We start from the raw sequence: 22,220 nt of genomic DNA on the forward strand, positions 1-22,220 counted from the left end.
GCCCGGCGCACCGACAAAACAGAGAGGCCACCCTGGGGTGGCCTCTCTTTCATCATCTCAATGCAAGTCAACGCAGGGATTTAATCCTTGGCGCTCTCCATGGCACCCTCTTCGGAGTGCTGGGGCAGGATGAGGTTGAGCAGGATGGCGGCCACCGAGGCCAGACCCACACCCGCCAGGGCGAAGTCACCGATCTTCATCTCCAGCGCACCGACACCCACGGTCAGGGTCACGGCCACGATGGCGATGTTGCGCGACAGCCCCAGATCCACCTTGGACTCCACCAGGGTCTTGAGACCGATGGCGGCGATGGATCCGAACAGCAGCAGCATGATGCCGCCCATCACCGGCATCGGGATGGAGGTGAGCAGGGCGTTGAACTTGCCGAAGAAGGCCAGAATGATGGCGAACACCGCAGCCCAGGTCATGGTGACCGGGTTGAAGTTGCGAGTGATCATCACGGCGCCGGTCACTTCGGCATAGGTGGTGACGGGGGGGCCACCGATGAAGCCGGCGAAGCAGACGCCGATGCCGTCACCGGCCAGGGTACGGTGCAGGCCCGGGTTCTTGGTGTAATCCTTGCCCGTCACGCCACCGATGGCCAGCACGCCGCCAATGTGTTCGATACAGGGGGCGATGGCTACCGGCAGCATGAACAGCGCCGCAGCCCAGTTGATCTCGGGGGTCACGAAGTGGGGCAGCGCCAACCAGGGGGCGTTCACCATGCCATCGAAGCTCACCTGACCCATCAGCACGGCGGCCACGTAACCGGCGATCACGCCGGAGAGGATGGGGATGAGCTTGATCCAGCCCTTGCAGAACACCGCCGCAATCAGGGTTACCGCCAGCGAGATGCCGGCCAGGGTCAGCGCAACCGAGGCTGGCACGACCTGCTCACCGCCGGCCCGACCCATCGCCATGTTGCAGGCCACTTGGGCGACCGACAGACCGATCACCATGATCACCGGACCAATCACCACCGGCGGCAGCAGCTTGTGCACGAAACCCATCCCACGCACGCGAATGAGCGCGGCCAGGATGAAGTACATGAAACCGGCGGCAAACAGACCGAACATGGTGGAGGGCAGGCCCCAGGTCTGGGTGGCGTAAATGATGGGGGCGATGAAGGCAAAGCTGGAACCGAGGAAAATCGGGACCTGGCGGCGGGTGCAGAGCTGGAACAGCAGGGTGCCCACACCGGCGCCAAGCAGGGCCATGGAGGGGTTCAGTCCGGTGAGCAGGGGCACCAGAACCATGGCACCGAAGGCGACAAACAGGATTTGCAGCCCGGCGACACTTTGCTTGACTAAGGAAAACATGGATGTCCTTAATTTTTTGATAACTGACAGGGATATTTGACACTTTTCAGTTATCACAAGACTTTTTCAAGGCACTGAATGAGCCATTCGGCGTCATTTGTTGCCTCTTACTGCTTGGGGAGGGCATGAAACTGGCTTTTTAGGCGGGATTCGTTGCTACAAGCATCGAGGAAGCGATTTTACGCACTTTTATGGCCGACGCCAATCGTTTTTCCACGCTGTTTTGTTGTCAGGTGTTGCCCCTGCCCCACCACCGGCCCCCTCTATACTTGATGGCGTGAACCCAGCCGGACAAGGAGTCCCCCATGTCACTGCCCGCTTTCAAGCCCAGCCAGCGTCGACTGCTGGTGGGCTCGGCCATCGCCCTGGCCCTGTTTGCCACCCCGCTCAGCTATGACTTCAGCCACCATCAATGGCAGCTGAATCAGGCCTATGCCAAGTCCTGTTTCGTGGCCGGCACCCGCATCCTGATGGCCGACGGGGAGGAGCGCTCTATCGAGACCCTGCAGGTCGGTGAACGGGTACGGGATCAATATGGCCGCAGCAACCGGATCCTGGCGATCGAGCGGGTACTGCTGGGAGAGCGCAGGCTGTACGGGCTCAACCGGCTGGCCCCCTTCGTCACCGCCGAACACCCCTTTCTGACCACCCGCGGCTGGGCGGCCATCGCCCCGGCCATGACCCGCACCGAAAACCCGACCCTCGCCGTGTTGCCGCTCTTTACCGGCATGCATCTGCTGGGTTGGTCGGAGCACGGCAGCGCAGGCAACCTGGCGCTGGCCCCTCACCCCACCCCGCTACTGGTGGAGTCCCTCTGCTGGCTGGATGCCCCGCCCACCACCGCACTGTTCAACCTGATCCTGGATGGCAGCCACAGCTATGTCGCCAATGGGCTGATCGTTCACAACAAGGATGGCGATGGCAGTGGCGGCAGTGGAAACGGTGGAGGAGGAAGCAGTGGCGGAGGCAGCGACAGCGATGGCGGCGGCAGCAGCGGTGGAGGCAGTGACAGCGATGGCAGCGGCAGCAGTGGTGGAGGCAGTGACAGCGATGGCGGCGGCAGCAGTGGTGGAGGCAGTGACAGCGATGGCGGCGGCAGCAGTGGTGGAAGCAGTCACGATGGCGGCAGCGACAGCAGCCATGGCGGTGACGACAACGGCGGTGGGGAACATGCCGGCGGCGAACAACATGCAGGAGGTGATCGGCATGCCGGTGGTGAGCAGCATGGCGGAGGAGACCGCCACGCCGGCGGCGATCGTCACGGTGGTGGGCGTGGCCTCGGCAATGGCCTCGATGACAACGGGGTAGATGCCGTCGACGCCAATGGCAACCAGATCCGGGGTGACGGTACGGTCGACGACAACGGGGTAGATGCCGTCGATGCCAACGGCAACGAGATCCGGGGCGATGGCACGGTCGACGACAACGGGGTAGACGCCGTCGACGCCAATGGCAACGAGATCCGGGGTGATGGTACGGTCGACGACAATGGGGTAGATGCCGTGGATGCCAGCGGCAACGAGATCCGGGGCGACGGCACGGCCGACGATCGCGGCCAGACCCTGACCGATGCGCAGGAGCAAGCGCTGATCCAGCAAGGGTTCAACAGCAAGGTGCAACCATGAGCCGTTATCTGCTGATCTGCCTGGCACTGTGGTTGTCCGCCTGTGCCACCCAGCCAGCCGCCCCGCTCTATCACCAGATGGACAAACAGGACGTGGCGTTCGCCAATCAGGCGCTGGCCGAGGCGCTGCAAACCCGCCCCAAGGGCCAGAGCCTCACCTGGTTCAACTCCGCCAACCGCCACTCAGGCAGCGTCACGCCACTGCGTACCTTCCGCCACCACAACGGCCTCTGGTGCCGCGACTACCGCGAGCAGCTCTATATAGCCCAGGCCAGCCAGCAGTGGCAGGACACCGCCTGCCGCAGCAAGGCGGGGCACTGGCTGCCGCTGCGCAGCTGACTGCTCAGGTAACAAAAAAGGGGTGGCCATGGCCACCCCCCTTCTATTGCAAGTGCAAGCTTGCGGCCATCATACCCGGCGATAGGGCAGGTAGACCGGCTCCCACATGTGGTTGAGGATGTGCTGCTGCAGATCCTGACCGATCAGCGGATGAGAAGGATCCCGCCGCACTATGTCTTTGAGCACCGCCGTCGCCACGTGCACCGAGATGTTGCGCAGCTCGCGAATGCGCGGATAGACGGCCCCCTTGGCGAGGTCCACCTCGCTCACGCACTCCGCCAGCGCAAAGGCGGCGGTGGTGAAGATGTCCGGCGTGATCTCGCGGATCTGGCTGACGATGGCCGCCAGACCCACCCCCGGGAAGATGAAGACGTTGTTGCCCTGGCCGACCCGGAACTCCTGCCCCTCGTAGTGCACATCCTTGAACGGGCTGCCGGTGGCGACGATGGCCTTGCCCTTGCTCCAGCGATAGATGTCGTCCGGCAACGCCTCGCAGTTGGCGGTCGGGTTGGAGAGCGGGAACACCATGGGGCGCGCGCAGTGTTTTTGCATCAGCTGCACGTGCTCCTCCTTGAAGGCGCCGCCCGAGCCGCTGGTGCCCAGCAGCACTGTGATCGGCACGTGACGCAGCACGTCGGTCAGGTTGGCCTTGCCGGGCACCTCGGTGTCCCAGCCGGCCAGCAGCAAACCAGGCTTGGCGTAGCGACGCTTGTACTCGTCGAGCCCCTCGCGGTTGTCACACACCAGTCCCTGGGTATCCAGGATATAGATGCGATCGCGGGCAGCCTGCGGATCCAGCCCTTCGCGGATCATGCCCGCGCAGATCTGATCCGCCACCCCCACCCCGCCGGCTCCGGCGCCATAGACCAGGTAGTTCTGCTGGCCCAGGGTCTCGCCCTTGACCTTGACCGCCCCTATGATGCCCGCCAGCACCACGGCCCCGGTACCCTGGATGTCGTCGTTGAAGGACGGCAGCGACTGCTGATAGCGGGAGAGGTTGTTGAAGGCGTTGGACTTGCTGAAGTCCTCCCACTGCAGCACGGCGTTCGGGAAGTGGCGCTTGACCCCGGCCACGAACTTGTCGATGAAGTCGTCGTACTCCTTGCCGCGAATGCGCTTGTGAGGCTGACCCAGGTACATGGGATCATCCAGCAGCGCCTGATTGTCGGTGCCCACATCCAGCGCGATGGGCAGACAGCAGGCGGGGTGAATACCGGCGGCCAGGGTATAGAGGGAGAGCTTGCCGATGGGAATGCCCATGCCGCCCACCCCCTGGTCACCGATCCCCAGGATCCCCTGGCTGTCGGTCACGACGATGATGCGCACCGATTTGGCATCCAGCTGACGGGCCAGGGAGCCCATGTCATCGACGTTCTTCGGGGTGATGTAGAGGCCGCGCGCCTTCTGGTAGCGGTGGCTGAACTCCTGACACGCCTTGCCCACCGTCGGGGTGTAGATGATGGGGGTCATCTCCTCCACATGGCGCGCCAGCAGGGCGTAGAACAGGGTCTCGTTGCGATCCTGCAATGCCCGCAGGTTCTGATACTTCTCGATGTCGCTGCAGGCGCTCAGAAAGCCCTGATAGACCCGATCCAGCTGGGCTTCGAAGGTTTGCACCTGGGGAGGCAACAGGCCGTCGAGCTCGAAGTCGGCGCGCTCCTGTTCGGTAAAGGCGGTGCCCTTGTTGAGATTGCGATCGTTGAGCAGATCGGTGCCAGTCAGTGCAACGGGGCGAAAATCTTGTCCCTGTGCATCTTTCCACAGCAGATATTGTCCGGTAGCCATAGTCATTCTCTTTGATTTACGTGAAATTGCCGTTCGGCAGGAGAGCAAGACTCATAATGAAATCAATCATATGACGTTTGCCTGTTTAGTTTTGTGAGCTTGGGCATACCCTGCGGCCAAAATCCGCGCCGAGGTGGATGATGGTCTCATACCGGCCACGCGCCGCAGAGAGCGGCCAACTATGCTCAACAGCAGGCCACCGGCAGGGAGAGGTTCCCGGGGGCAGGAGAGAACAAACAGATGAGTGAAATCCTGATCGTCGATGACATGGCATCCAACCGCTACATCTTGCGCAGTCTGCTGGAAGAGGCGGGTTACCGGGTGCGGGAGGCCACCGACGGCCTGCAGGCAGTGGATACCGCCACCGAGTTCCCCCCCGATCTGGTGCTGATGGACATCAACATGCCGGTGATGGACGGCTACGAGGCGTGCCGCCGCATCAAGCAGCTGCCGGGCCAGTGGTGCCTGCCGGTGCTCTTCATCAGCACCAACAGCGGGATCGGGGCGCTCGAGCAGGCCTTTCAGGCCGGCGGCTGCGACTATGTCTCCAAGCCGTTCCACCAGCTCGAGGTGCTGGCCCGGGTGCAAAACCAGCTGCGCCTCAAGGAGCTGGGACGTCAGCAGGCCAAGGTGCAGCTCTACCAGAGCCTGTTTCAGCTCACCGCTGGCATCGCCCACGAGATCAACACCCCCATCGGTATCGGCATCACCGCCTCCAGCCTCATTCATGGCGCCGGCGATCTGCTGGCCAGCGCGGTGCAAAACGGCATGCTGGGGCAGCGCCTGCTCCAGCAGCAGCTCACCGACATCAAGGAGGGCACCGAACTGGTGGAGTCCAGCCTGCGCCGGGTCGCCCTGCTGGTGACCCGCTTCAAGGAGCTGACCCGGGATCAGACCGAGCTGCCCGCCACCCCCTTCGCCGTACAGAAGAGCCTGCGCAAGCTGCTGCAGGCCTTCACCCCCGAGTTTCTCATCGCTAGGGTCAACGCCGAGCTGGGCGGTGAGGAGGTCACCCTGACCGCCCCCGAGTCGCTGTTTCTCGACTTGGTGCAGGAGCTCATCAAGAACAGCATGGAGCACGCCTTCAAGGGGCCGGGGGAGCACCACCTCTCCCTGCAGGTGGAGCGAGCCGGCAACGAGCTGCTGCTGATCTACCGGGACAACGGCCCCGGCATGGCGGCCGAGCAGCTGGCCCACCTGTTCGAGCCCTTCTTCACCACCCTGCGCGGTGACGCCCGCCACTGCGGGCTGAGCGCCTGTCGCATCCACAACCTGGTGGAGAACAATCTGCACGGCCAGCTCGCCGTCACCAGCCCGCCCGGCGAGGGGCTCTGCTACCGCATCCGGCTGCCGCTGCAGCCGCCGCTCTGAGCGGCAGACACAACAAAGGGGCGCCGCAGCGCCCCTTCTTCTCTTTCATCCTGATGTCGCGGTCAGCCTCAGCCTGACTTGCCTGCCTTGGGCTCGTCGAGCTGGTGCTTCACCTCTTCATACCAGAGATCGTGGTGCTCCTTGGCCCAGGTTTCGTCCACCTCGCCGCTGATCATCCCCTCCAGCGCCCCTTCCAGCTGGAACAGGCCCATGTAGATATGGAAGATGAAGCCGCAGATGAGGATCAAGGCGCCGACGATGTGGATGAAGCTGGCCCACTCCATCTGGCGGCGCAGCTGGCCGAAGATGGGGAAGTCCAGAAACAGCCCGGTCGCCACCACGATGCCGCCAAACCAGATCAGCAGCCAGAAAATGGCCTTCTCGCCGCCGTTGGAGAAGCCCGCCGAGGGGTGACTCCCCTTGTGGGGCCCCAGCATGCCGCCCGCCTTCATGAACCAGCGCACATCCACCATGTTGACGATGTTGTGGCGAAACCACTTGATGAGCACTCCCATCAGGCAGAGGAAGAAGAGCGGCCCCACGTAGTTGTGGAACACCTTGGCGAACCAGATCCAGTTCTCCCACACCCCTATGCTCACCACCGGCTTGATGAAGTGCTTGCCGTAGATGATGGCCAGCCCTGACCCCGACAGGGTCAGGAACATGCCCGCCGTGGTCCAGTGCAACGCCCGATCCAGCCTGCTCCAGCGCTTGAGCTTGCGCCCGGTGCGCGGTTTGGAGAGCTTGGTCGGCCCCACCGCCCAGTACATCAGGCCGCACATGGCGAGCGACCCGAAAATGGCGATGGCACCGAGCGGCGACACCCACTTGGTCTTCACCTCGAACCAGAGCTGGCCCGGCACCGAGATCAGCACCCCGTGCTCCGGCGAGCGGGAGGTGGTCACCCCCTCCTGCCCGTCCTTCACCGCTCGCCAGTAATCGGCGCCGGCAAAGCCGACCGCCTCTTTTTCTGCGTCGGCGAAGCTGGCGGTACTCACCAGCAGCAGGGCGGCAAACAGGGCCATTAGCCAGGTTTTCATGCCGCCCCTCCCTTGCCCGCCTTGCTGGCGTCGTAAAACAGCTCTTCACCGCTGCCCCAGCCCGCCTCCTTGGCGCCGCGATAGGCGACCCGCTCGCGGAAGATGTCGGAGATGACCTGCGCATCCCCCGCCAGCAGCGCCTTGGTGGAGCAGAGCTCGGCACACATGGGCAGCTTGCCCTCGGCGATGCGGTTGGCACCGTACTTCTGGCGCTCCGCCTCGCTGTGATCCTCCTCCGGGCCGCCGGCGCAGAAGGTGCACTTGTCCATCTTGCCGCGATCGCCAAAGGCGGCGGTCTTCGGGAACTGGGGCGCCCCGAACGGGCAGGCAAACAGGCAGTAGCCGCAACCGATGCAGAGATCCTTGTTGTGCAGCACTATGCCGTCGTCGGTGTGATAGAAGCAGTCGGCCGGGCAGACCGCCATGCAGGGGGCGTCGGTGCAGTGCATGCAGGCCACCGAGATGGAGGTCTCCCCCGGCAGGCCGTCGTTGAGGGTCACCACCCGACGGCGCTGGATGCCCCACTCGAGGGCATCATCGTTCTCGTTCTTGCACGCCGTCACACAGCCGTTGCACTCGATGCAGCGCTTGGTGTCACACATGAATTTCATTCTGGCCATGAGATCAGGCTCCTACTTGGCGAAAACGGCACAGGGTGACCTTGGTCTCCTGCATCTGGGTAACCGGGTCATAGCCATAGGTGGTGACTATGTTGACCGACTCCCCCAGCACATAGGGGTCTGACCCTTCCGGATATTTGGCGCGCAGATCCTGGCCCTCGAAGTGTCCGCCGAAGTGGAACGGCATAAAGGCGAGCCCAGGTTTGACCCGTGGGGTCACCAGCGCCTTCACCTTGACCCGGCCTCCTTCCGGCCCCTCGACCCACACATCCTGACCGTCGCGCACGCCGACGTCGTTGGCATCCGCCGGGTTCATTTCGACGAACATCTCCTGCTGTAGCTCGGCCAGCCAGGGGTTGGAGCGGGTCTCGTCACCGCCCCCCTCGTACTCCACCAGACGGCCAGAGGTAAGGATGATCGGGAACTCCTTGCTGACGTCCTTCTCCTGCACCGAGGCATACTGGGTCGGCAGGCGCCACAGGCTCTTGGCGTCGGGCCAGGTGGCGTAGTCGGCCAGCAGATCCCGGCGCGGGGTGTAGAGCGGCTCGCGGTGCTTGGGCACCTGATCCGGGAAGGTCCACACCACGCAGCGCGCCTTGGCGTTGCCGTAGGGCACGAAGCCGTGCTTGATGGCCACCCGCTGGATGCCGCCGGAGAGATCGGTCTTCCAGTTCTTGCCCTCGGCCTCTTTCTTCTCGGCCTCGGTCAGCTCGTCCCACCAGCCAAGCTGCTTTAGCAGATCGGCGGTGATCTCGGGATAGCCGTCTTCCACCTCGCTCCCCTTCGGCCAGGAGTCTTCGGCCAGCAGTGACACCCCCTGATACTCGATGCCGAAACGGGCGCGGAAACCGCCGCCCCCCTCCGACACCGGAATGCTGGTGTCGTAGAGGATATGGCTGCCGGGGTGCTTCATCTCCGGAGTGCCCCAGCAGGGCCAGGGCAGACCGTACACTTCGCCACTGACCGGGCCGCCCTCGGCCTTGAGATTGGTCTTGTGGAAGGTGTGCCAGTTCTGCTGGTGCGCCTTGAGCCGCTCCGGGCTCTGGCCGGTGTAGCCCACGCTCCACATGCCGCGGTTGTATTCGCGGGTGATGTCTTCCAAGAGCGGCTCGTTGTTCTCCACCTTGATGTGTTTGAACAGCTCATCGGCAAAGCCGAGCTTCTTGCTCAGCAGATACATGATCTCGTGGTCGACCTTGGATTCGAACAGCGGCTCGACCACCTTGTCGCGCCACTGCATGGAGCGGTTGGTGGCGGTGACGGAACCATAGGTCTCGAACTGGGTGGTGGCCGGCAGCAGGTAGACGCCGTCGGTGCGATCGTTCATGACGGCGGCAACGGTGGGATACGGGTCGACAATCACCATCATGTCGAGCTTTTGCATCGCCTTCTTCATCTCGGGGCCGCGGGTCTGGGAGTTGACCGCATGGCCCCAGTAGAACATGGCGCGAATGTTGGAACCCTGCTCGATGAGATCGGCGTTCTCCAGCACCCCGTCCACCCAGCGGGAAACCGGGATGCCGTTGTTGTTCATCGGCAGCTTGCCGTTGTAGGCCTTGTTGTCAAAACGCGCCTTGATCCACTCGTAATCGACGTCCCACACCCGGGCCCAGTGCTTCCAGGAGCCCTCTTCCAGCCCGTAGTAGCCGGGCAGGGAGTCGGAGGTGACGCCAAAGTCGGTGGCGCCCTGCACGTTGTCGTGACCGCGGAAGATGTTGGTGCCCGCCCCGCTCTTGCCCACGTTGCCGAGGGCCAGTTCGAGGATGCAGTAGGCGCGGGTGTTGTTGTTGCCCGTGGTGTGCTGGGTGCCACCCATGCACCAGACCACGCAGCCGGGACGGTTGTCGGCCAGCAGCTTGGCGGCGCCATGAACCTGCTGTTCGTTGAGGCCGGTTACCCGCTCCACTTCGGCCGGGGTCCAGCGCGCCACCTCTTTTTGCACCTCGTCCATGCCATAGACGCGGGTGCGGATGAACTCTTTATCTTCCCAGCCGTTCTTGAAGATGTGCCAGAGCATGCCCCAGATAAAGGCAACGTCGGTGCCCGGACGCAGGGAGAGGTACATGTCCGCCTTGGCGGCAGTGCGGGTACGACGCGGGTCGACCACCAGGATCTTGCAGCCGTTGCGCTCTTTCGCCAGCAGGATGTGCTGCATGGCGACCGGGTGGGCCTCCGCCGGGTTGGAGCCGATGAACATGATCGACTTGCTGTTGTGCATGTCGTTCAGGCTGTTGGTCATGGCGCCGTAGCCCCAGGTGTTGGCGACCCCGGCCACCGTGGTGGAGTGGCAGATGCGCGCCTGGTGATCCACGTTGTTGGTGCCCCACAGGGACGCCATCTTGCGAAACAGGTAGGCCTGCTCGTTGGAGTGCTTGGCGGAGCCGAGCCAGTAGACGCTGTCGGGGCCGGACTCCTTGCGAAGGCGCAGCACCTCGTTGCCCACCTCTTCGATGGCCTGCTCCCAGCTCAGGCGCTGCCACTTGCCACCCACCAGCTTCATCGGGTACTTGAGGCGACGCTCACCGTGGCCGTGCTCGCGCAGGGCAGCCCCCTTGGCACAGTGACCGCCCAAGTTGAAGGGGTGATCGAAGGCCGGCTCCTGACCGGTCCAGACGCCGTTTTGCACCTCGGCATAGACGCCGCAGCCCACCGAGCAGTGGGAGCAGATGGTGCGCTTCACCTCGACCGGCACGTCGGCCGCCACGGTTTTGGCCTCGGCCCGCTGCATCATGGCAGGGGCCAGCCAGCCGGCCGCCACGGCGCCGCCGGCCACCAGACCGGAATTGACCATAAAGGCGCGACGGGTCAGCCCCTGACCGCGAGCGGCCCCATTATTTTGCAAATCGCCTTGCAAGCTGCCCTGCTCGCCCGCCTGGGGCTGCTCGGCACGTTTCGTCAGTTTCATGAGTTCTCCTTCACTGAGTCGGCTCAGTCGGTGCCGCGCAGGGTGCGATAAAAGTCGTGAACGTGGGGGGTCTCCCGATAGCCCTTGTCGGGCTCGGTGTCGTGGGTCAGCACCTCCTTGCCCACCACCCGACCGGTGGCACCGGCCAGCACGCCTATGGTGGCAACCACCCCCACCCCCTTGATCAGATTGCGGCGGGACGGGTCTTTCAGCTGTTCATCGCTCATCTTTCTGTGACCTCTGTTGTTATGGTCGGCTGCGGTGAGCCGGTTTTGCTATGAGTGGGTGGCGCAGCGTCATGGCTGCGTCACCACCGGGCTGCCAAAGGGCAGGCGCAGTTCCTGTTCCAGTTTGAAAAAGTCTTCGGCAAGGGCACCGACCGCCCGGTAGAAGCTGCCCCCTTTCGCCTGTTGCTGATCGCGGCAGCAGGCCAGTACCCAGGGGGCAAGGTGGCGCTCATAGAAGCGGTTGTGCTCCGGGTGCTGCTCGCCAATCAGTACCGCCATCACCTCACAGAGGGCGGCCAGATGATCTTCCGGCTCACACACTCCGCTCTGGCGCTCGAAACCTAGCGACTGCAGGTCTGCGCGCAGCACTGCCAGCGGCAGCTCCATCAAAGAGCCGGTGAGATACCAGGAGGCAAACGGCACTATCTCCCCGCGCCCCAGCCCGATAAAGAGATCCTGATACTCCTCGGCAAGCTCATTCTCGTGGTGGCTGCTGGCCGCCAGCTGCACCAGCCCCAGCCCTCTGGCAAAGGGGCCGGGCATGGCCTGCAACCCTTGCAGCCAGGCGAGCTGTTCGCCTCGGGGGGCGGCGCGCCAGAGGCTCGCCAGCAGGGCGTACATGTCGGCGCTATTGCGATCCAGGTCGGTCATTGCCGGCGCCTCCGGGTAGTCATTGCGTTGTTCAGTCATCAGAGCCCCCTCACACCTTGAGCTGGGCGGCAGGATCCGCCGCCAGCGCCGCAAACACATCCTTGACCCGGCACTCCTCGCACATCAGCAGCCGCTGGGCGGCTTCGTTCTGGAAGTGGGAGTGACCGGCCAGTTTCTGCTGGATGCGGCGGATAAGGGAGGCTGGCGCAAACGGCTTGCCACAGCGAATGCAGCAGGCGGCCTCTTCGGCTTTGAGGCTCTGGACGGCGCGGCGCGCCTCGGGCACCGGTTGCAGGCGGGGCATCAGCACGATGGCCTGCTCGGGGCACGCCTTTTCGCACATGCCGCACTGGATGCAGTCCTGCTCGATAAAGTTGAGGCCGGGGGCATGGCCCACCGCATGCAGGGCGCGGCTCGGGCAGACCGCCACGCAGCCCATGCAGAGGGTGCAGTCAGCGCCTTTGAGCTCGACGCTGCCGTAAGGGGCGCCGTGGGGCACCGCCAGCAGCTCGCGGCTCCCCTCGTTGGCCTGCCAGAGGGCGTCGAAGGCGGCAAACAGGTTCTCCCGTTTATCCCCTTTCAGCGGCTTGTCCAGCAGGGCAACAGCTGGCTCACAGGAGATAGGCTTATCTTGCTCGGCATCAACGCTAAACAGCGCGATGCGATCGGCGCTAAGGCCGGCGCCCGCCAGCAGCACGGCGGCGCTCGCCAGCTCCCGCTCAACCAGCGCACGGACGCTGGCGGGGGCATCGTCACCGAGCGCGATGCGCACCGCGCTCGCGCCATAGGCAAGGGCGGCCAGCCAGCTCTCGATGCCTAAGCTGGCGCTCTCCTCCACCCAGACCGGCAGCCAGTTGGTGGGCAGAGCAGCAAGCTCGGCCTCCACCCATTCGCGCTCATTATCAGCGGCAATCAACAACTGGGGCGCGTCGCCTCCCGCCTCCCGGTAGTGCTTGATCAATCGGAACAAGTAGTCGCCGCTGGTGTTGGCGTCGGGCTGGTGATAGGCAATCGCCCCGGTCGGACAGGCCGAGGCGCAGCTACCGAAGCCCTGACAGAGATGGGGATCGATCTGGATGCGACCATTGATGGGCTTGAGGGCATCGGTCGGGCAGACATCGAGGCAGCGGCTGCAACCGGGCACGCCGCGGGCGGTAAAGGCGCAGGCCTCGGGGTCGAGGCGAAAATAGCGCGGCTTGTCGAAGATACCGGTCAGCGCACAGATCTCGGCAAGCCGTGCGGCCAGCCCATCGTCATCAGCCAGATGCAGATAGCCCACCGGCGGGCGCTCCAGCGCAAACAGCGGGGTGCGGCCCAGATCGGCCACCAGATCGAAGCACGGCTCGCTACCGACCGTCGCTTGTTGTGGAAAACAGAGCGCCGCCAGAGAGATACGCTCACCCTGACCATTTAGGCCGGTGAGCTGGAACTGGCCGAGATACCCGGTCAGGCTCGGCTCGCGCAGGGTCAGGGCATCCAGGGTGGCGGTAGCCTCGAAGATGGCCTCGAGATCCGCCGCCTCGGCGTCAAAAACGGATTCGGTCACCAGCAGGGTCGGCATCACGCCTTGGGGCAACAGACTGGCGGCGCGGCGAATGCGGTCTTCCGGGCCGACCAGCAGCAAGCGCCCCTGACTCTGGTAGGAGATGGTGGCCGGGATCAGGTTGTCGGTCTTGACCGTATGCTGCAGGGCATGGGCGCGGGCACGTTCGTTGCGCGCAGCCACGCCATTGGCGGTCAGAGTTGTGACGGATGTTGTTATGGGTTGTTCGATGCTCACATGCACTCCTGTGCGCGCCACCTCGTGGGATGGCGTGCTTGTTGGTCAGCTGGGAGAGCAAGAGCCGAGCCAACTCCCCCAGGAAAAAAGTGACTGGCAGGGAGTCAGGATCCCAAATGCTCCATTCCCCTACCCTTGGTTGGGACATTTTGTCCATCATGGTCAACCAAAATGTCCCGATCGTCGGTAGGGTTTTGAGAATGGTTATCAGCCAACCCTTGCGGCTCGCTGGTTATGGCCGTGGCGGCCACAATCGCCGATTCGGGTGCGGCGGAGGATAAGTGAGGCGCTTCACCATCGGGCGCCGTTGCCTGCTCCACCAGCCAGTTGCGCAGCCCGGCGCTCAGGGCTGCGGGCAGCAATTCGGGCTGACTGAAATCCTGGGTGTAGTCGTCGAGCCCATCCGGCTTGTGGCTGCGAAACATGGCGCGCAGCGCCTCCCTGTCAGGGAGTGCCGGCTTCTCTGAAGGGGCCGTTTTCGGCTCTGATCCGCGCGGCTTGTCCCCTTCGAGGGGGAGCGGAACATCACTCCCACTGTAAGTACTGACTACGCGGCCATCCAGCTCTGTAACTGGCGTTTCACCTTCACCACTGCCTTCGATGGGGGCTGCAACCACCTCGGGAATGGCTTTTTCTCGTGGCTGCAATGGCTGATGCTTGCGCGCCTCACTCTTGCGAGACGACCAGCGCTTGAGGAACTCACTCATGGGCGCTGTTTCCGGCCTTGTTTCCGGCACAGGTTCCGGCACTGTTTCCAGCATTGCAGCCACGCTCGCGGCCATCGGGGCCGGTGGCCTTGACGGCGCCACAGCTGGCTTGATCCTGGCTATCGACACCGAGCTGATCCTGCGCCCGCCCCTTGCCCTTCTTGCCCTTGCGACGAGCCTCCAGCAGCTCACCGTGACGACCGATAAAGGCCTCCACCCAGGCTTGCAGCGCTTCGGGCAGCGGGCAGGAGAGCACCTGCCGCTCGCCATCCATATAGGCGGCGGCCACGGTCTGACTCAGGGTGAGGCCGTCGGCCACAAAGCCATTGTCCACGCGGCTTCCGGTGACAAAGAGGCGGGGCGAGCCGGAGCTCAAATTGAAGCGATAATCCCCCCGCTCGTCGCGAAACAGGGTAAGGGGCAAGGCACCGGCAGCCTCGGGTTCGGCGGGGTGGAGCGCCGCAATCTCGAAACGGCGGCTCTGCCAGCGGCCAACCTGGCTGTCGATGGCCTTTAACTCCAGTTGCAGCCAGCGCTGCGGGGGCAAGGTATTGGTTGTGTCTTGCACTGTCACGGCTCCCATCAGAATGTCTCTGCCGGGCTGCCCTCCCTCTTGCTCAGCCCCAGTCGGGGCGGATCAGAGCAGGAGATTCAGGGCAGCCACGGCCATCAATGGGATAAGACTTAGCAAGAGTGGGGCCAAGGCCGGTTTGGTGGTTGATGGGGCTTTGATGCGGGTTAGGGCCTTGTGCAGGACATGGGTTGGCGCTAAGCGCAGCGAAGCCCAATATGCGGCGTAAAACCCATCAACCGGTGCTTGAGCTAGATAATGGCAATTATCGAATCGCCATCAACAATTACGACAGCAATATATTAAATTCACCATCTAAAGATACTCTCATTATCCCAACATAATTCATTGTCGAACTAAAGCGACCTTTAAATTCACTTTTTTCTAAAAAACCAGAAATATATGTACTTGTCTCGACATTAATTGCGATAGGTAAAATTACTGTATTCATAGTTGACAAGTCTAACATTGACTCTCCTTGAAGAAGCGTACTTGATGTAAAGTACTCAAGCTCAGTCAATAAGTTTTTGTTGGAAGATAGGGTGCCAACCTTACCTATAGCTTTTATTTTGTGCAGACCCAGCCTTTCATTTATTTCTTGTAACTGATGAAATGGTGATACTGTATGTATGTCAGCAATAATGTTATTATCTTCCCCTCTCTTTATAAAGCCACTTTTCACCGATAAAGTCAGCCCTTGTAAATGTGACATCTGAAGTGAGTTACTACGAAACACTATTTGGCCATTCACAACTGTTGCAGTAGACCTAAGCCCCTCACCTATCGGTGGCTCAAGATCCAACTCAATGTCCTTCAGATCACGAATTATAGCTTCTGGTGATAGTATGTTTTTCAATTGAATGAATTTTTCTGAAAGATCATCGTAACTGGAGGAAAAAATGACTCCATTCTGAGGCCCTTTATTGGTTATATAAACATATAAAAAAAGACCATTGCACAAGACATAGTAATAAGCTCTAACTTCAGGGTGGTTTGCATAAGTCCATGCTTGTTGAATATCCTCTTCGGTTATGTCAGAGCTTGGCGACTTTGCCTCAATTATCCATCTGACATTATTCTCAGTCTCTAGTATATAATCTGCTCGACCTTTTAAATATGGGTCTGTTGCTTTTTTACGCCCTAGAGATGACTTGGCATATGTTAATGTCTGCTCTCGGATTATATTATTAGATGTTCCAGAACGATATCCCAACTCTCTCAACAAAGGCGCAATTATTTCCTCTCTAACATCCTGTTCATTTAGTTTGCAAAAATCAAACTTCAAAAAATCCATATATAAACACCCTTAATATCCTTATTTAAAAATGATGCTAGGTAGTCGAAACATCAGTATATCGACCTAACGTTCTGTCAACATTATCAACACTCTCAATAAATAGGTAGAAAATTTTAGCATTTATATACTTTCGAGTTTTTATAGCCTGTGACTATGAATCTTAAATACCCTAATCGATACTCTGTATCAGTAATCTGGAACAAAACTTGCTGTATCCCTCCCCTTAGATCCCGGCAACCGGTCGCGAGGGGCCCATGACACCGACCTTTATCAAAAGCAATGCCGCAGCCCAGCTCACCATGGCCGTCGAGGTGATGGATGAGCAGGGGCAGTTGCAAACCCGCCAAATCGCCTGTGAGCGACCACTGACGGTCTACCTCAACTGGAAGGAAATCGTAACCCTGATGACGCTGGGGGCCCGCCCCGAGGCGCTGGTGCTGGGTTATCTCAAAAATCAGGGCTTTATCGAGGATATTGCGGCCATCGAATCGGTGATCGTCGACTGGGAGAGCGAGGCCGCCGCCGTGGTGAGCAGCCAGCAGGCCGCCGATCTCGACAAATCCCTGGAGAAGAAGACGGTCACCTCCGGCTGCGGTCAGGGCACCATGTATGGCAGCGTGATGAAGAAGCTCGAAGGGGTGGTCTTGGCGGCGCCCGAGCTTAAACAGAGCACCCTCTACGCCCTGCTCAAGGCGCTGTCGGCCCATAACGAAACCTACAAGATGGCGGGGGCCGTGCATGGTTGCGCCATCTGTCGCGGCGCTGAGATCCTCTCCTTTGTCGAAGACGTGGGGCGCCACAATGCGGTGGATACCCTGGCGGGCGAGCTCTGGATGCGCGGCGAGGCAGGCCACGACAAGATCTTCTACACCACCGGGCGGCTCACCTCGGAGATGGTGATCAAGGTGGCGCAGATGGGCATTCCGGTGCTGCTGTCGCGCTCCGGCGTCACCCAGATGGGGCTGGATCTCGCCCGTCAGCTCGGCATCACCATGATTGCCCGCGCCAAGGGACGCCACTTCGAGGTATTCAGCGGCCACGACCATCTCGTGCTGGACGAGAAGCCGCCGGTGCTGGCGCCCGGTTCAGCCGGTCGCGGGATGCGGGATTAAATCATGAACGAGTTGATGAGTACCCAGCAGATCGCGCTGTATCTCGATCAGACCAGCCAGAGGGCCAAACGCAAGCCATGAACGAGTTTATGAACGTGAAGCAGGTGGCGGAATACCTCGATCTCAACGAGAAGAAGGTCTACCAGCTCGCCAACGAGGCGCGCATCCCCGCCACCAAGGCGACCGGCAAGTGGCTGTTTCCCCGCTCCCTGCTCGATCGCTGGCTGCTTGGCAGCTGCCACGAGGGGGTGATGAACGACCGGCTGCTGCTGGCGGGCTCCGACGACGTGCTGCTCCACTACGCCAGCAGCCGTTTGGCCCAGCAGCTCGGCACCCAGGCACTGGTGGGCTACACCCCGTGCGGCACCCGTCAGGGGTTGGCGATGCTGGCGCGCGGCCATGTGGATCTCTGCGCCATCCACTGGGGCCAGGCCGAAGAGGCCCACCTGCGCCATCCGGCGCTGGTACAGCAGTATCAGGGCCACCGGCAATGGGTGATCGTTCATGGATTTCGGCGGGTGCAGGGGCTGGTGCTGCGCCGGGGCTTGCAACCGAAAGAGGCGAGACAGGCGCTCGACTGGCGCTGGGCCATGCGCCAGGAGGGGGCCGGCAGCCAGCGCGCCCTGCAGGAGTGGCTGCAAACCCAGGGGGAGTCGCTGACCCGGCTGGAGCGTATTATCGAGGTCAACAGCGAGCGAGAGCTGGCCGCCGCCATCAGCCGCGGCGATGCCGAAGTCGGGCCCGGCGCCCAGAGCACCGCCACCGAGTTCGGCCTCGACTTCATGCCGCTCTCCCAGGAGTGCTTCGATCTGGTGATGCCGCAGGGGGTCTTCTTTCGCACCCTGCTGCAGCAGCTGATCGGCTGGCTGCAATCCCCCGAGGGGCGCGAGCTGGCGGCCCGCCTCGGCGGCTATGACCTGACCCAGAGTGGCAAGCTGGTGTGGAGCCCGCAGTAAGTATCCCCTCACTCGCCCGTAAAAAAGCCCGCCAAGACCAATATTGACGGGCTTTTTTGTGCCTCACTCTCAATTGCGACAGTCCCCCTCCCCTTGAGGGCAATGCGCGCCCTTCAAGTTCGGCGGGCTTTTTTGTGCCTCACTCTCAATTGCGACAGTCCCACTCCTCATTGAGGGCAATGCGCGCCCTTCAAGTTCGGCGGGCTTTTTTGTGACTGGCGTGGTTAAGACGGGTGGTCGCCACCGGCCTCACGCCCCTCGGCGTTGAGGGCGATGCGCCACCCCTCCAGCCGGGTGCTTTCGCCGCCGCTGGCCAGCCGGGCGTGGCTGCGCAGGCGAATGGTAAAACAGCTACCCTGCCCCGGGGAGGAATCCACCAACAGCTCCCCGCCCCAGCGGCTGATGATGCGGTGGCTCAGGGCCAGCCCCAGCCCGGTGCCGGTGGCGCGGGTAGTGAAGAAGGGGTCGAAGATCTTGTCGATGATGGCCGCCTCGATGCCGCTGCCGTTGTCGATGACCCGCACTTCGGCCCCCTGCAGGGCCCCGGCGTCATCCAGCCAGTCGCGGCTCTCGACCCGGATCTCCCCCTGCTCCCCCAGCGCATGGCTGGCGTTGACCAAGAGGTTTATCAGCACCTGCAGCAACTGCTGGCGATCCGCCTCGATGGGCTGCTGGGCCCTGAGATCGGCCACCAGGTTCACCTGTTGCTGGCGCAGGGCGGAGCGCACCAGGGTCAGGCTCTCCTCAATGATGGGGGTGAGGTGCTGCCACACCGGCGCCGTCTCGTAGTCGCCGGGGCGCGAATATTGCAGCAGGCTGCGGGTGATGGCGCGAATGCGCTCGATCTGGGCCAGCACCAGCGCCAGCTCCTCGCTCACCGGCTCTGCCGCCTCCCCCAGCTCCAGCTTCATCAGCTCCACATTGCCGAGGATCACCGCCAGCGGGTTGTTGATCTCGTGGGCCACCCCGGCGCAGAGCTCGCCGAGGGCCGCCAGCTTCTCGCTGATCAGCAGCTGCTGGCGGGCCTGGGTCAGCATGTGGATGTGGTGCTCGAGCTCGGCGGTCTTCTGCTCAAGGCTCTGGGTGCGCTCGGCCACCTTCTGCTCCAGCTCGTCGGCGCTGCGGGCCAGCTGCTGCTGGTGCGCCGCCTGCTGGTCCAGCATGGCGTCGAACTGGCGCCCGAGCTGGGCCAGCTCGTGATCGGGGTCGAGGGCCAGCACGCCGATGCGGGCCGGTTGACCCGCCTGCACCTGGCGCACCACCTTGTGCATCCGCTCGATGGGGGTGAACAAGTCCCGCGCGCCGCGATAGACCAGCAGGCCGGAGAGCAGCAGCAACACCACCACGCCGGAGCCCAGCTCCAGCAGGTTGGTGAGGTAGGTACGGATGATGGGCCACTCGAGAAAACCGACGTAGAGCATGCCGATGCGCTCGCCATTGGCGCCCAAGAGCGGCTCGTAGCCCGACACATACCAGGCGTCGTGCACGAAGGCGCGATCAATCCAGGGCTCACCGCGTCCCAGCACCTGCTCGCGCACCGGCGCCGACACCCGGGTGCCCACCGCCCGCCCCAGCTGGCGACTGCTGCTGGCGGGCACGTTGGTGCTCACCCGCAGATCGCCGAGAAACAGGGTGACGGTGCCGATGCTGCCGGCCGGCAGGGTGTTCTTGGCAAACACCTGGCCCTTGAGCTCATCCACCAGCCGGGTGCTGCCGTTGATGAGCTCGCCCCCCTCCAGCACGCCCCAGAGGTTGCCGTCCCGCCCCATCACCGGGGTCAGCGAGAGACTGACCAGGCCGCGGGTCTCCTGCCCCGCCACCGGATCATATTCCCGCTCCAGCACGGCGCGGCTGGCCAGCGCGGGCGAGAGCGCCAGCAGTTGCTCCCGCGACCAGACCACGAAGTGGCTGACGCTGCGCCCGGCGGCGAGGGCCGCGCGATCCTGCGCCGGCAGCAGATCCAGCTCGCTGCCGCTGCGCAGGCGCAAAAAATCGAGGCCGTAGTTGGCGGCCAGCGGCATCACCCATTGGCGCAAACGGGCGGGGGATTCACGCAGCTGCAGCTGGAAGGCCCAGGCATCGCGCAGGTGCTCGAGGTGCTCGGCCTGGCGCTGCTGCTGCACGCTCACCGCGTGGTGGGCGACGCCAAGGTCGCTGCGCACCGTGGTGAGCAGATTCTGCCAGCTGTAGGTGAGGGTCCAGTAAAGCGTCAGCCCGATCATGCCGGCCAGGGTCAGCATGATGGGCACCGAGGTGAGCAGCAGCAGACGCCAGCGCACCTTGGTTCTGAGCAACCCAGGGATCTGCGCCAGCCTCATGACTCACTCCGGCGGCAAGGGGCGAGCCGACTCATTCGATGGCCCACTCCTTGAACTTGCGCTCCAGGGTCTTGCGCGCCACCCCCAGTACCCGGGAGGCGGCCGACTTGTTGCCATCATGGCTCGCCACCACCTGCAGGATGTGGGCCTTCTCCACCTCGGCCAGCGCCCACTCCAGCGGATAGCCCTCCTCCCCCCGTGCCGACTCGGCAGGCTTGGCGCTCTGCCAGTATTCGGCGGGCGGCTTGCCCAGCAGCAGGCAGCGCTCGATGAGGTTGCGCAGCTCGCGCACGTTGCCGGGCCAGGGGTAGGCCTGCATGGCCACCACGTCCTCGTGGGTCCAGTGCAGGGCGCCCATGCCCATCTCGGCGGTGAGCTGGCGGGTGAAGTGGTGCACCAGGGCGGGGATGTCGTCGATGCGCTCGCGCAGGGGGGCCACCGGCAGCGCCACCACGTTGAGGCGATAGAAGAGGTCTTCACGAAAACGGCCCGCCTCCACCTCCGCCTTCAGGTTGCGGTTGGTGGCGGCGACGATGCGCACGTCCACCGAAAGCTCCCGCTCTGCCCCCACCGGGCGGATGGCTTTCTGCTCCAGCGCCCGCAGCAGGGAAGCCTGCATGGCGAGCGGCATCTCGCCGATCTCGTCCAGAAACAGCGTCCCCTGGTGGGCGACCCGGAACAGGCCGTCGCGCCCCTTGCGGGCGCCGGTAAAGGCCCCCTGCACGTGGCCGAACAGCTCGCTTTCGAGCAGCTCGGGGGCGATGGAGGCGCAGTTGAGCGGCACGAAGGCCCCCATCCGGCCGGAGAGCTGGTGCAGGGCGCGGGCCACCAGCTCCTTGCCCGTGCCGGACTCCCCCTCCACCAGCACGGCGGCGTTGGAGGAGGCGACCCGGGCGATCAGCGTCTTGAGCTCGCGGGTCTTGGCGCTGTCGCCGATCAGGGTGGGCGGGAACAGCTTGCTCACCTCCCGGCGCAGCAGCAGGTTCTCCCGCTCCATCTGGCGGCGCTCGATGACCCGGTCCACCGCCTGCACCATCTGATCCAGGTTGAAGGGTTTGAGAATGAAGTCGCTGGCGCCGAGCCGCAACGCCTTGAGGGCGGTCTCCATGTCGCCGAAACCGGTCATGAAGATGATGTCGCTGCGCCGGGTGGCGGGGTCGATGGCCTCGTGCCACTCGATGCCGGAGCGCCCCGGCAGGCGGATATCGGCGATGATGAGATCAAAATGCAGGCGGCAGCGCAGGGCTTCGGCCTCCTCCACGCTGGCGGCCGTCTCTATCTGGGCGAAGCGGCGGGCCAGCGCCTTGGCGAGGAAGCTGCGCATGCCGGGTTCGTCGTCGACGATGAGCAGGGAGAGGGCGGACCAGCGGCTGGCGGGTGCAGTCATGAAAAAAGTACCTCAGATTCGACAAGGTTCCGGGATTGTCCCACCGACCTTATAAACTGTGGGACATTTTGTCGCTAACCGGCCCCAAGTGCCAACTCCGTTTATTAAAAGCGACGGTGCCATCACGCAATTAGTGCGCTTAACCGACTGTTTTCACATTAAAAACCGGTCCGAACAAAGCATGCGGTCAGCTTGGCACCCTGCTTGCTTA

Annotated in this window: 18 protein-coding genes; 5 read left to right on the forward strand and 13 right to left on the reverse strand. The window is 62.9% G+C overall.

From position 1 onward, the window contains the following. Window positions 1–80: 80 nt before the first annotated feature. Window positions 81–1,319, reverse strand: coding sequence for a uracil-xanthine permease family protein (locus tag AHA_RS15470; RefSeq protein ID WP_016351527.1), 1,239 nt, complete (start codon window positions 1,317–1,319; stop codon window positions 81–83). Between the two features lie 305 nt (window positions 1,320–1,624). Between AHA_RS15470 and AHA_RS15475 the strand changes: the two genes are divergently transcribed. After that, window positions 1,625–2,944, forward strand: a complete 1,320-nt coding sequence (locus AHA_RS15475; RefSeq protein ID WP_011706850.1) for a Hint domain-containing protein — start codon at window positions 1,625–1,627, stop codon at window positions 2,942–2,944. Beyond that, complete coding sequence (locus tag AHA_RS15480; RefSeq protein WP_011706851.1) at window positions 2,941–3,282, forward strand: RT0821/Lpp0805 family surface protein; 342 nt, start codon at window positions 2,941–2,943, stop codon at window positions 3,280–3,282. Before AHA_RS15475 ends, AHA_RS15480 begins: the two co-directional genes overlap by 4 nt. Before the next feature lie 69 nt (window positions 3,283–3,351). On the opposite strand, the gene AHA_RS15485 is transcribed toward AHA_RS15480, so the two are convergent. Beyond that, the gene (locus AHA_RS15485; RefSeq protein WP_011706852.1) at window positions 3,352–5,067 is read right to left on the reverse strand and encodes an NAD-dependent malic enzyme; all 1,716 of its coding nucleotides are present in this window, start codon (window positions 5,065–5,067) and stop codon (window positions 3,352–3,354) included. A gap of 240 nt (window positions 5,068–5,307) precedes the next feature. Here AHA_RS15485 and AHA_RS15490 point away from each other — a divergent pair, with 240 nt between their 5' ends. Further along, the gene (locus AHA_RS15490; RefSeq protein WP_011706853.1) at window positions 5,308–6,438 is read left to right on the forward strand and encodes a hybrid sensor histidine kinase/response regulator; all 1,131 of its coding nucleotides are present in this window, start codon (window positions 5,308–5,310) and stop codon (window positions 6,436–6,438) included. Window positions 6,439–6,506: 68 nt separating this feature from the next. Here AHA_RS15490 and AHA_RS15495 read toward each other — a convergent pair whose 3' ends face one another. The 9 genes from AHA_RS15495 to AHA_RS15535 form a co-directional block, all read right to left on the reverse strand. After that, window positions 6,507–7,478 carry a formate dehydrogenase subunit gamma gene (locus AHA_RS15495; RefSeq protein WP_011706854.1) on the reverse strand — a complete coding sequence of 324 codons (972 nt, stop codon included), beginning with the start codon at window positions 7,476–7,478 and terminating at the stop codon, window positions 6,507–6,509. Next, window positions 7,475–8,098, reverse strand: a complete 624-nt coding sequence (fdh3B, locus tag AHA_RS15500) for a formate dehydrogenase FDH3 subunit beta (protein WP_011706855.1) — start codon at window positions 8,096–8,098, stop codon at window positions 7,475–7,477. The genes AHA_RS15495 and fdh3B overlap by 4 nt, the downstream gene beginning before the upstream one ends. Before the next feature lie 4 nt (window positions 8,099–8,102). Continuing rightward, a complete protein-coding gene (locus tag AHA_RS15505; RefSeq protein ID WP_011706856.1) occupies window positions 8,103–11,003 on the reverse strand; it encodes a formate dehydrogenase subunit alpha in 2,901 nt (966 codons plus the stop codon). Window positions 11,004–11,026: 23 nt separating this feature from the next. Then, complete coding sequence (locus tag AHA_RS15510) at window positions 11,027–11,230, reverse strand: transcriptional initiation protein Tat (RefSeq protein ID WP_005303194.1); 204 nt, start codon at window positions 11,228–11,230, stop codon at window positions 11,027–11,029. Window positions 11,231–11,299: 69 nt separating this feature from the next. After that, entirely contained in the window at window positions 11,300–11,920 is a 621-nt protein-coding gene (locus AHA_RS15515; RefSeq protein ID WP_011706857.1) for a TorD/DmsD family molecular chaperone, read from the reverse strand. A 10-nt stretch (window positions 11,921–11,930) separates the two neighbouring features. Beyond that, a complete protein-coding gene (locus AHA_RS15520) occupies window positions 11,931–13,661 on the reverse strand; it encodes a 4Fe-4S binding protein (RefSeq protein ID WP_011706858.1) in 1,731 nt (576 codons plus the stop codon). A 104-nt stretch (window positions 13,662–13,765) separates the two neighbouring features. Then, window positions 13,766–14,368, reverse strand: coding sequence for a DUF3306 domain-containing protein (locus AHA_RS15525; RefSeq protein ID WP_165444136.1), 603 nt, complete (start codon window positions 14,366–14,368; stop codon window positions 13,766–13,768). Further along, window positions 14,361–14,951: a DUF3305 domain-containing protein gene (locus AHA_RS15530; RefSeq protein WP_011706860.1), complete on the reverse strand. Its 591-nt coding sequence runs from the start codon at window positions 14,949–14,951 to the stop codon at window positions 14,361–14,363. The genes AHA_RS15525 and AHA_RS15530 overlap by 8 nt, the downstream gene beginning before the upstream one ends. 274 nt (window positions 14,952–15,225) lie before the next feature. Further along, window positions 15,226–16,233, reverse strand: coding sequence for a type I restriction enzyme HsdR N-terminal domain-containing protein (locus AHA_RS15535; protein WP_164927708.1), 1,008 nt, complete (start codon window positions 16,231–16,233; stop codon window positions 15,226–15,228). Between the two features lie 257 nt (window positions 16,234–16,490). On the opposite strand from AHA_RS15535, the gene AHA_RS15540 reads away from it, so the two are divergent. Next, window positions 16,491–17,348 carry a formate dehydrogenase accessory sulfurtransferase FdhD gene (locus AHA_RS15540; RefSeq protein WP_011706862.1) on the forward strand — a complete coding sequence of 286 codons (858 nt, stop codon included), beginning with the start codon at window positions 16,491–16,493 and terminating at the stop codon, window positions 17,346–17,348. Between the two features lie 89 nt (window positions 17,349–17,437). After that, window positions 17,438–18,304, forward strand: a complete 867-nt coding sequence (locus AHA_RS15545; protein WP_164927709.1) for a helix-turn-helix transcriptional regulator — start codon at window positions 17,438–17,440, stop codon at window positions 18,302–18,304. Between the two features lie 224 nt (window positions 18,305–18,528). Here the strand turns inward: AHA_RS15545 and AHA_RS15550 are convergent, their stop codons facing one another. After that, window positions 18,529–20,622 (reverse strand): sensor histidine kinase, encoded by a 2,094-nt coding sequence (locus AHA_RS15550; RefSeq protein WP_011706864.1) that lies wholly within the window; start codon window positions 20,620–20,622, stop codon window positions 18,529–18,531. Between the two features lie 31 nt (window positions 20,623–20,653). Continuing rightward, window positions 20,654–22,009 (reverse strand): sigma-54-dependent transcriptional regulator, encoded by a 1,356-nt coding sequence (locus tag AHA_RS15555; RefSeq protein WP_011706865.1) that lies wholly within the window; start codon window positions 22,007–22,009, stop codon window positions 20,654–20,656. Between the last annotated feature and the right edge of the window lie 211 nt (window positions 22,010–22,220).

It is taken from the genome of Aeromonas hydrophila subsp. hydrophila ATCC 7966, assembly GCF_000014805.1.
In the GTDB taxonomy this organism is placed as follows: domain Bacteria; phylum Pseudomonadota; class Gammaproteobacteria; order Enterobacterales; family Aeromonadaceae; genus Aeromonas; species Aeromonas hydrophila.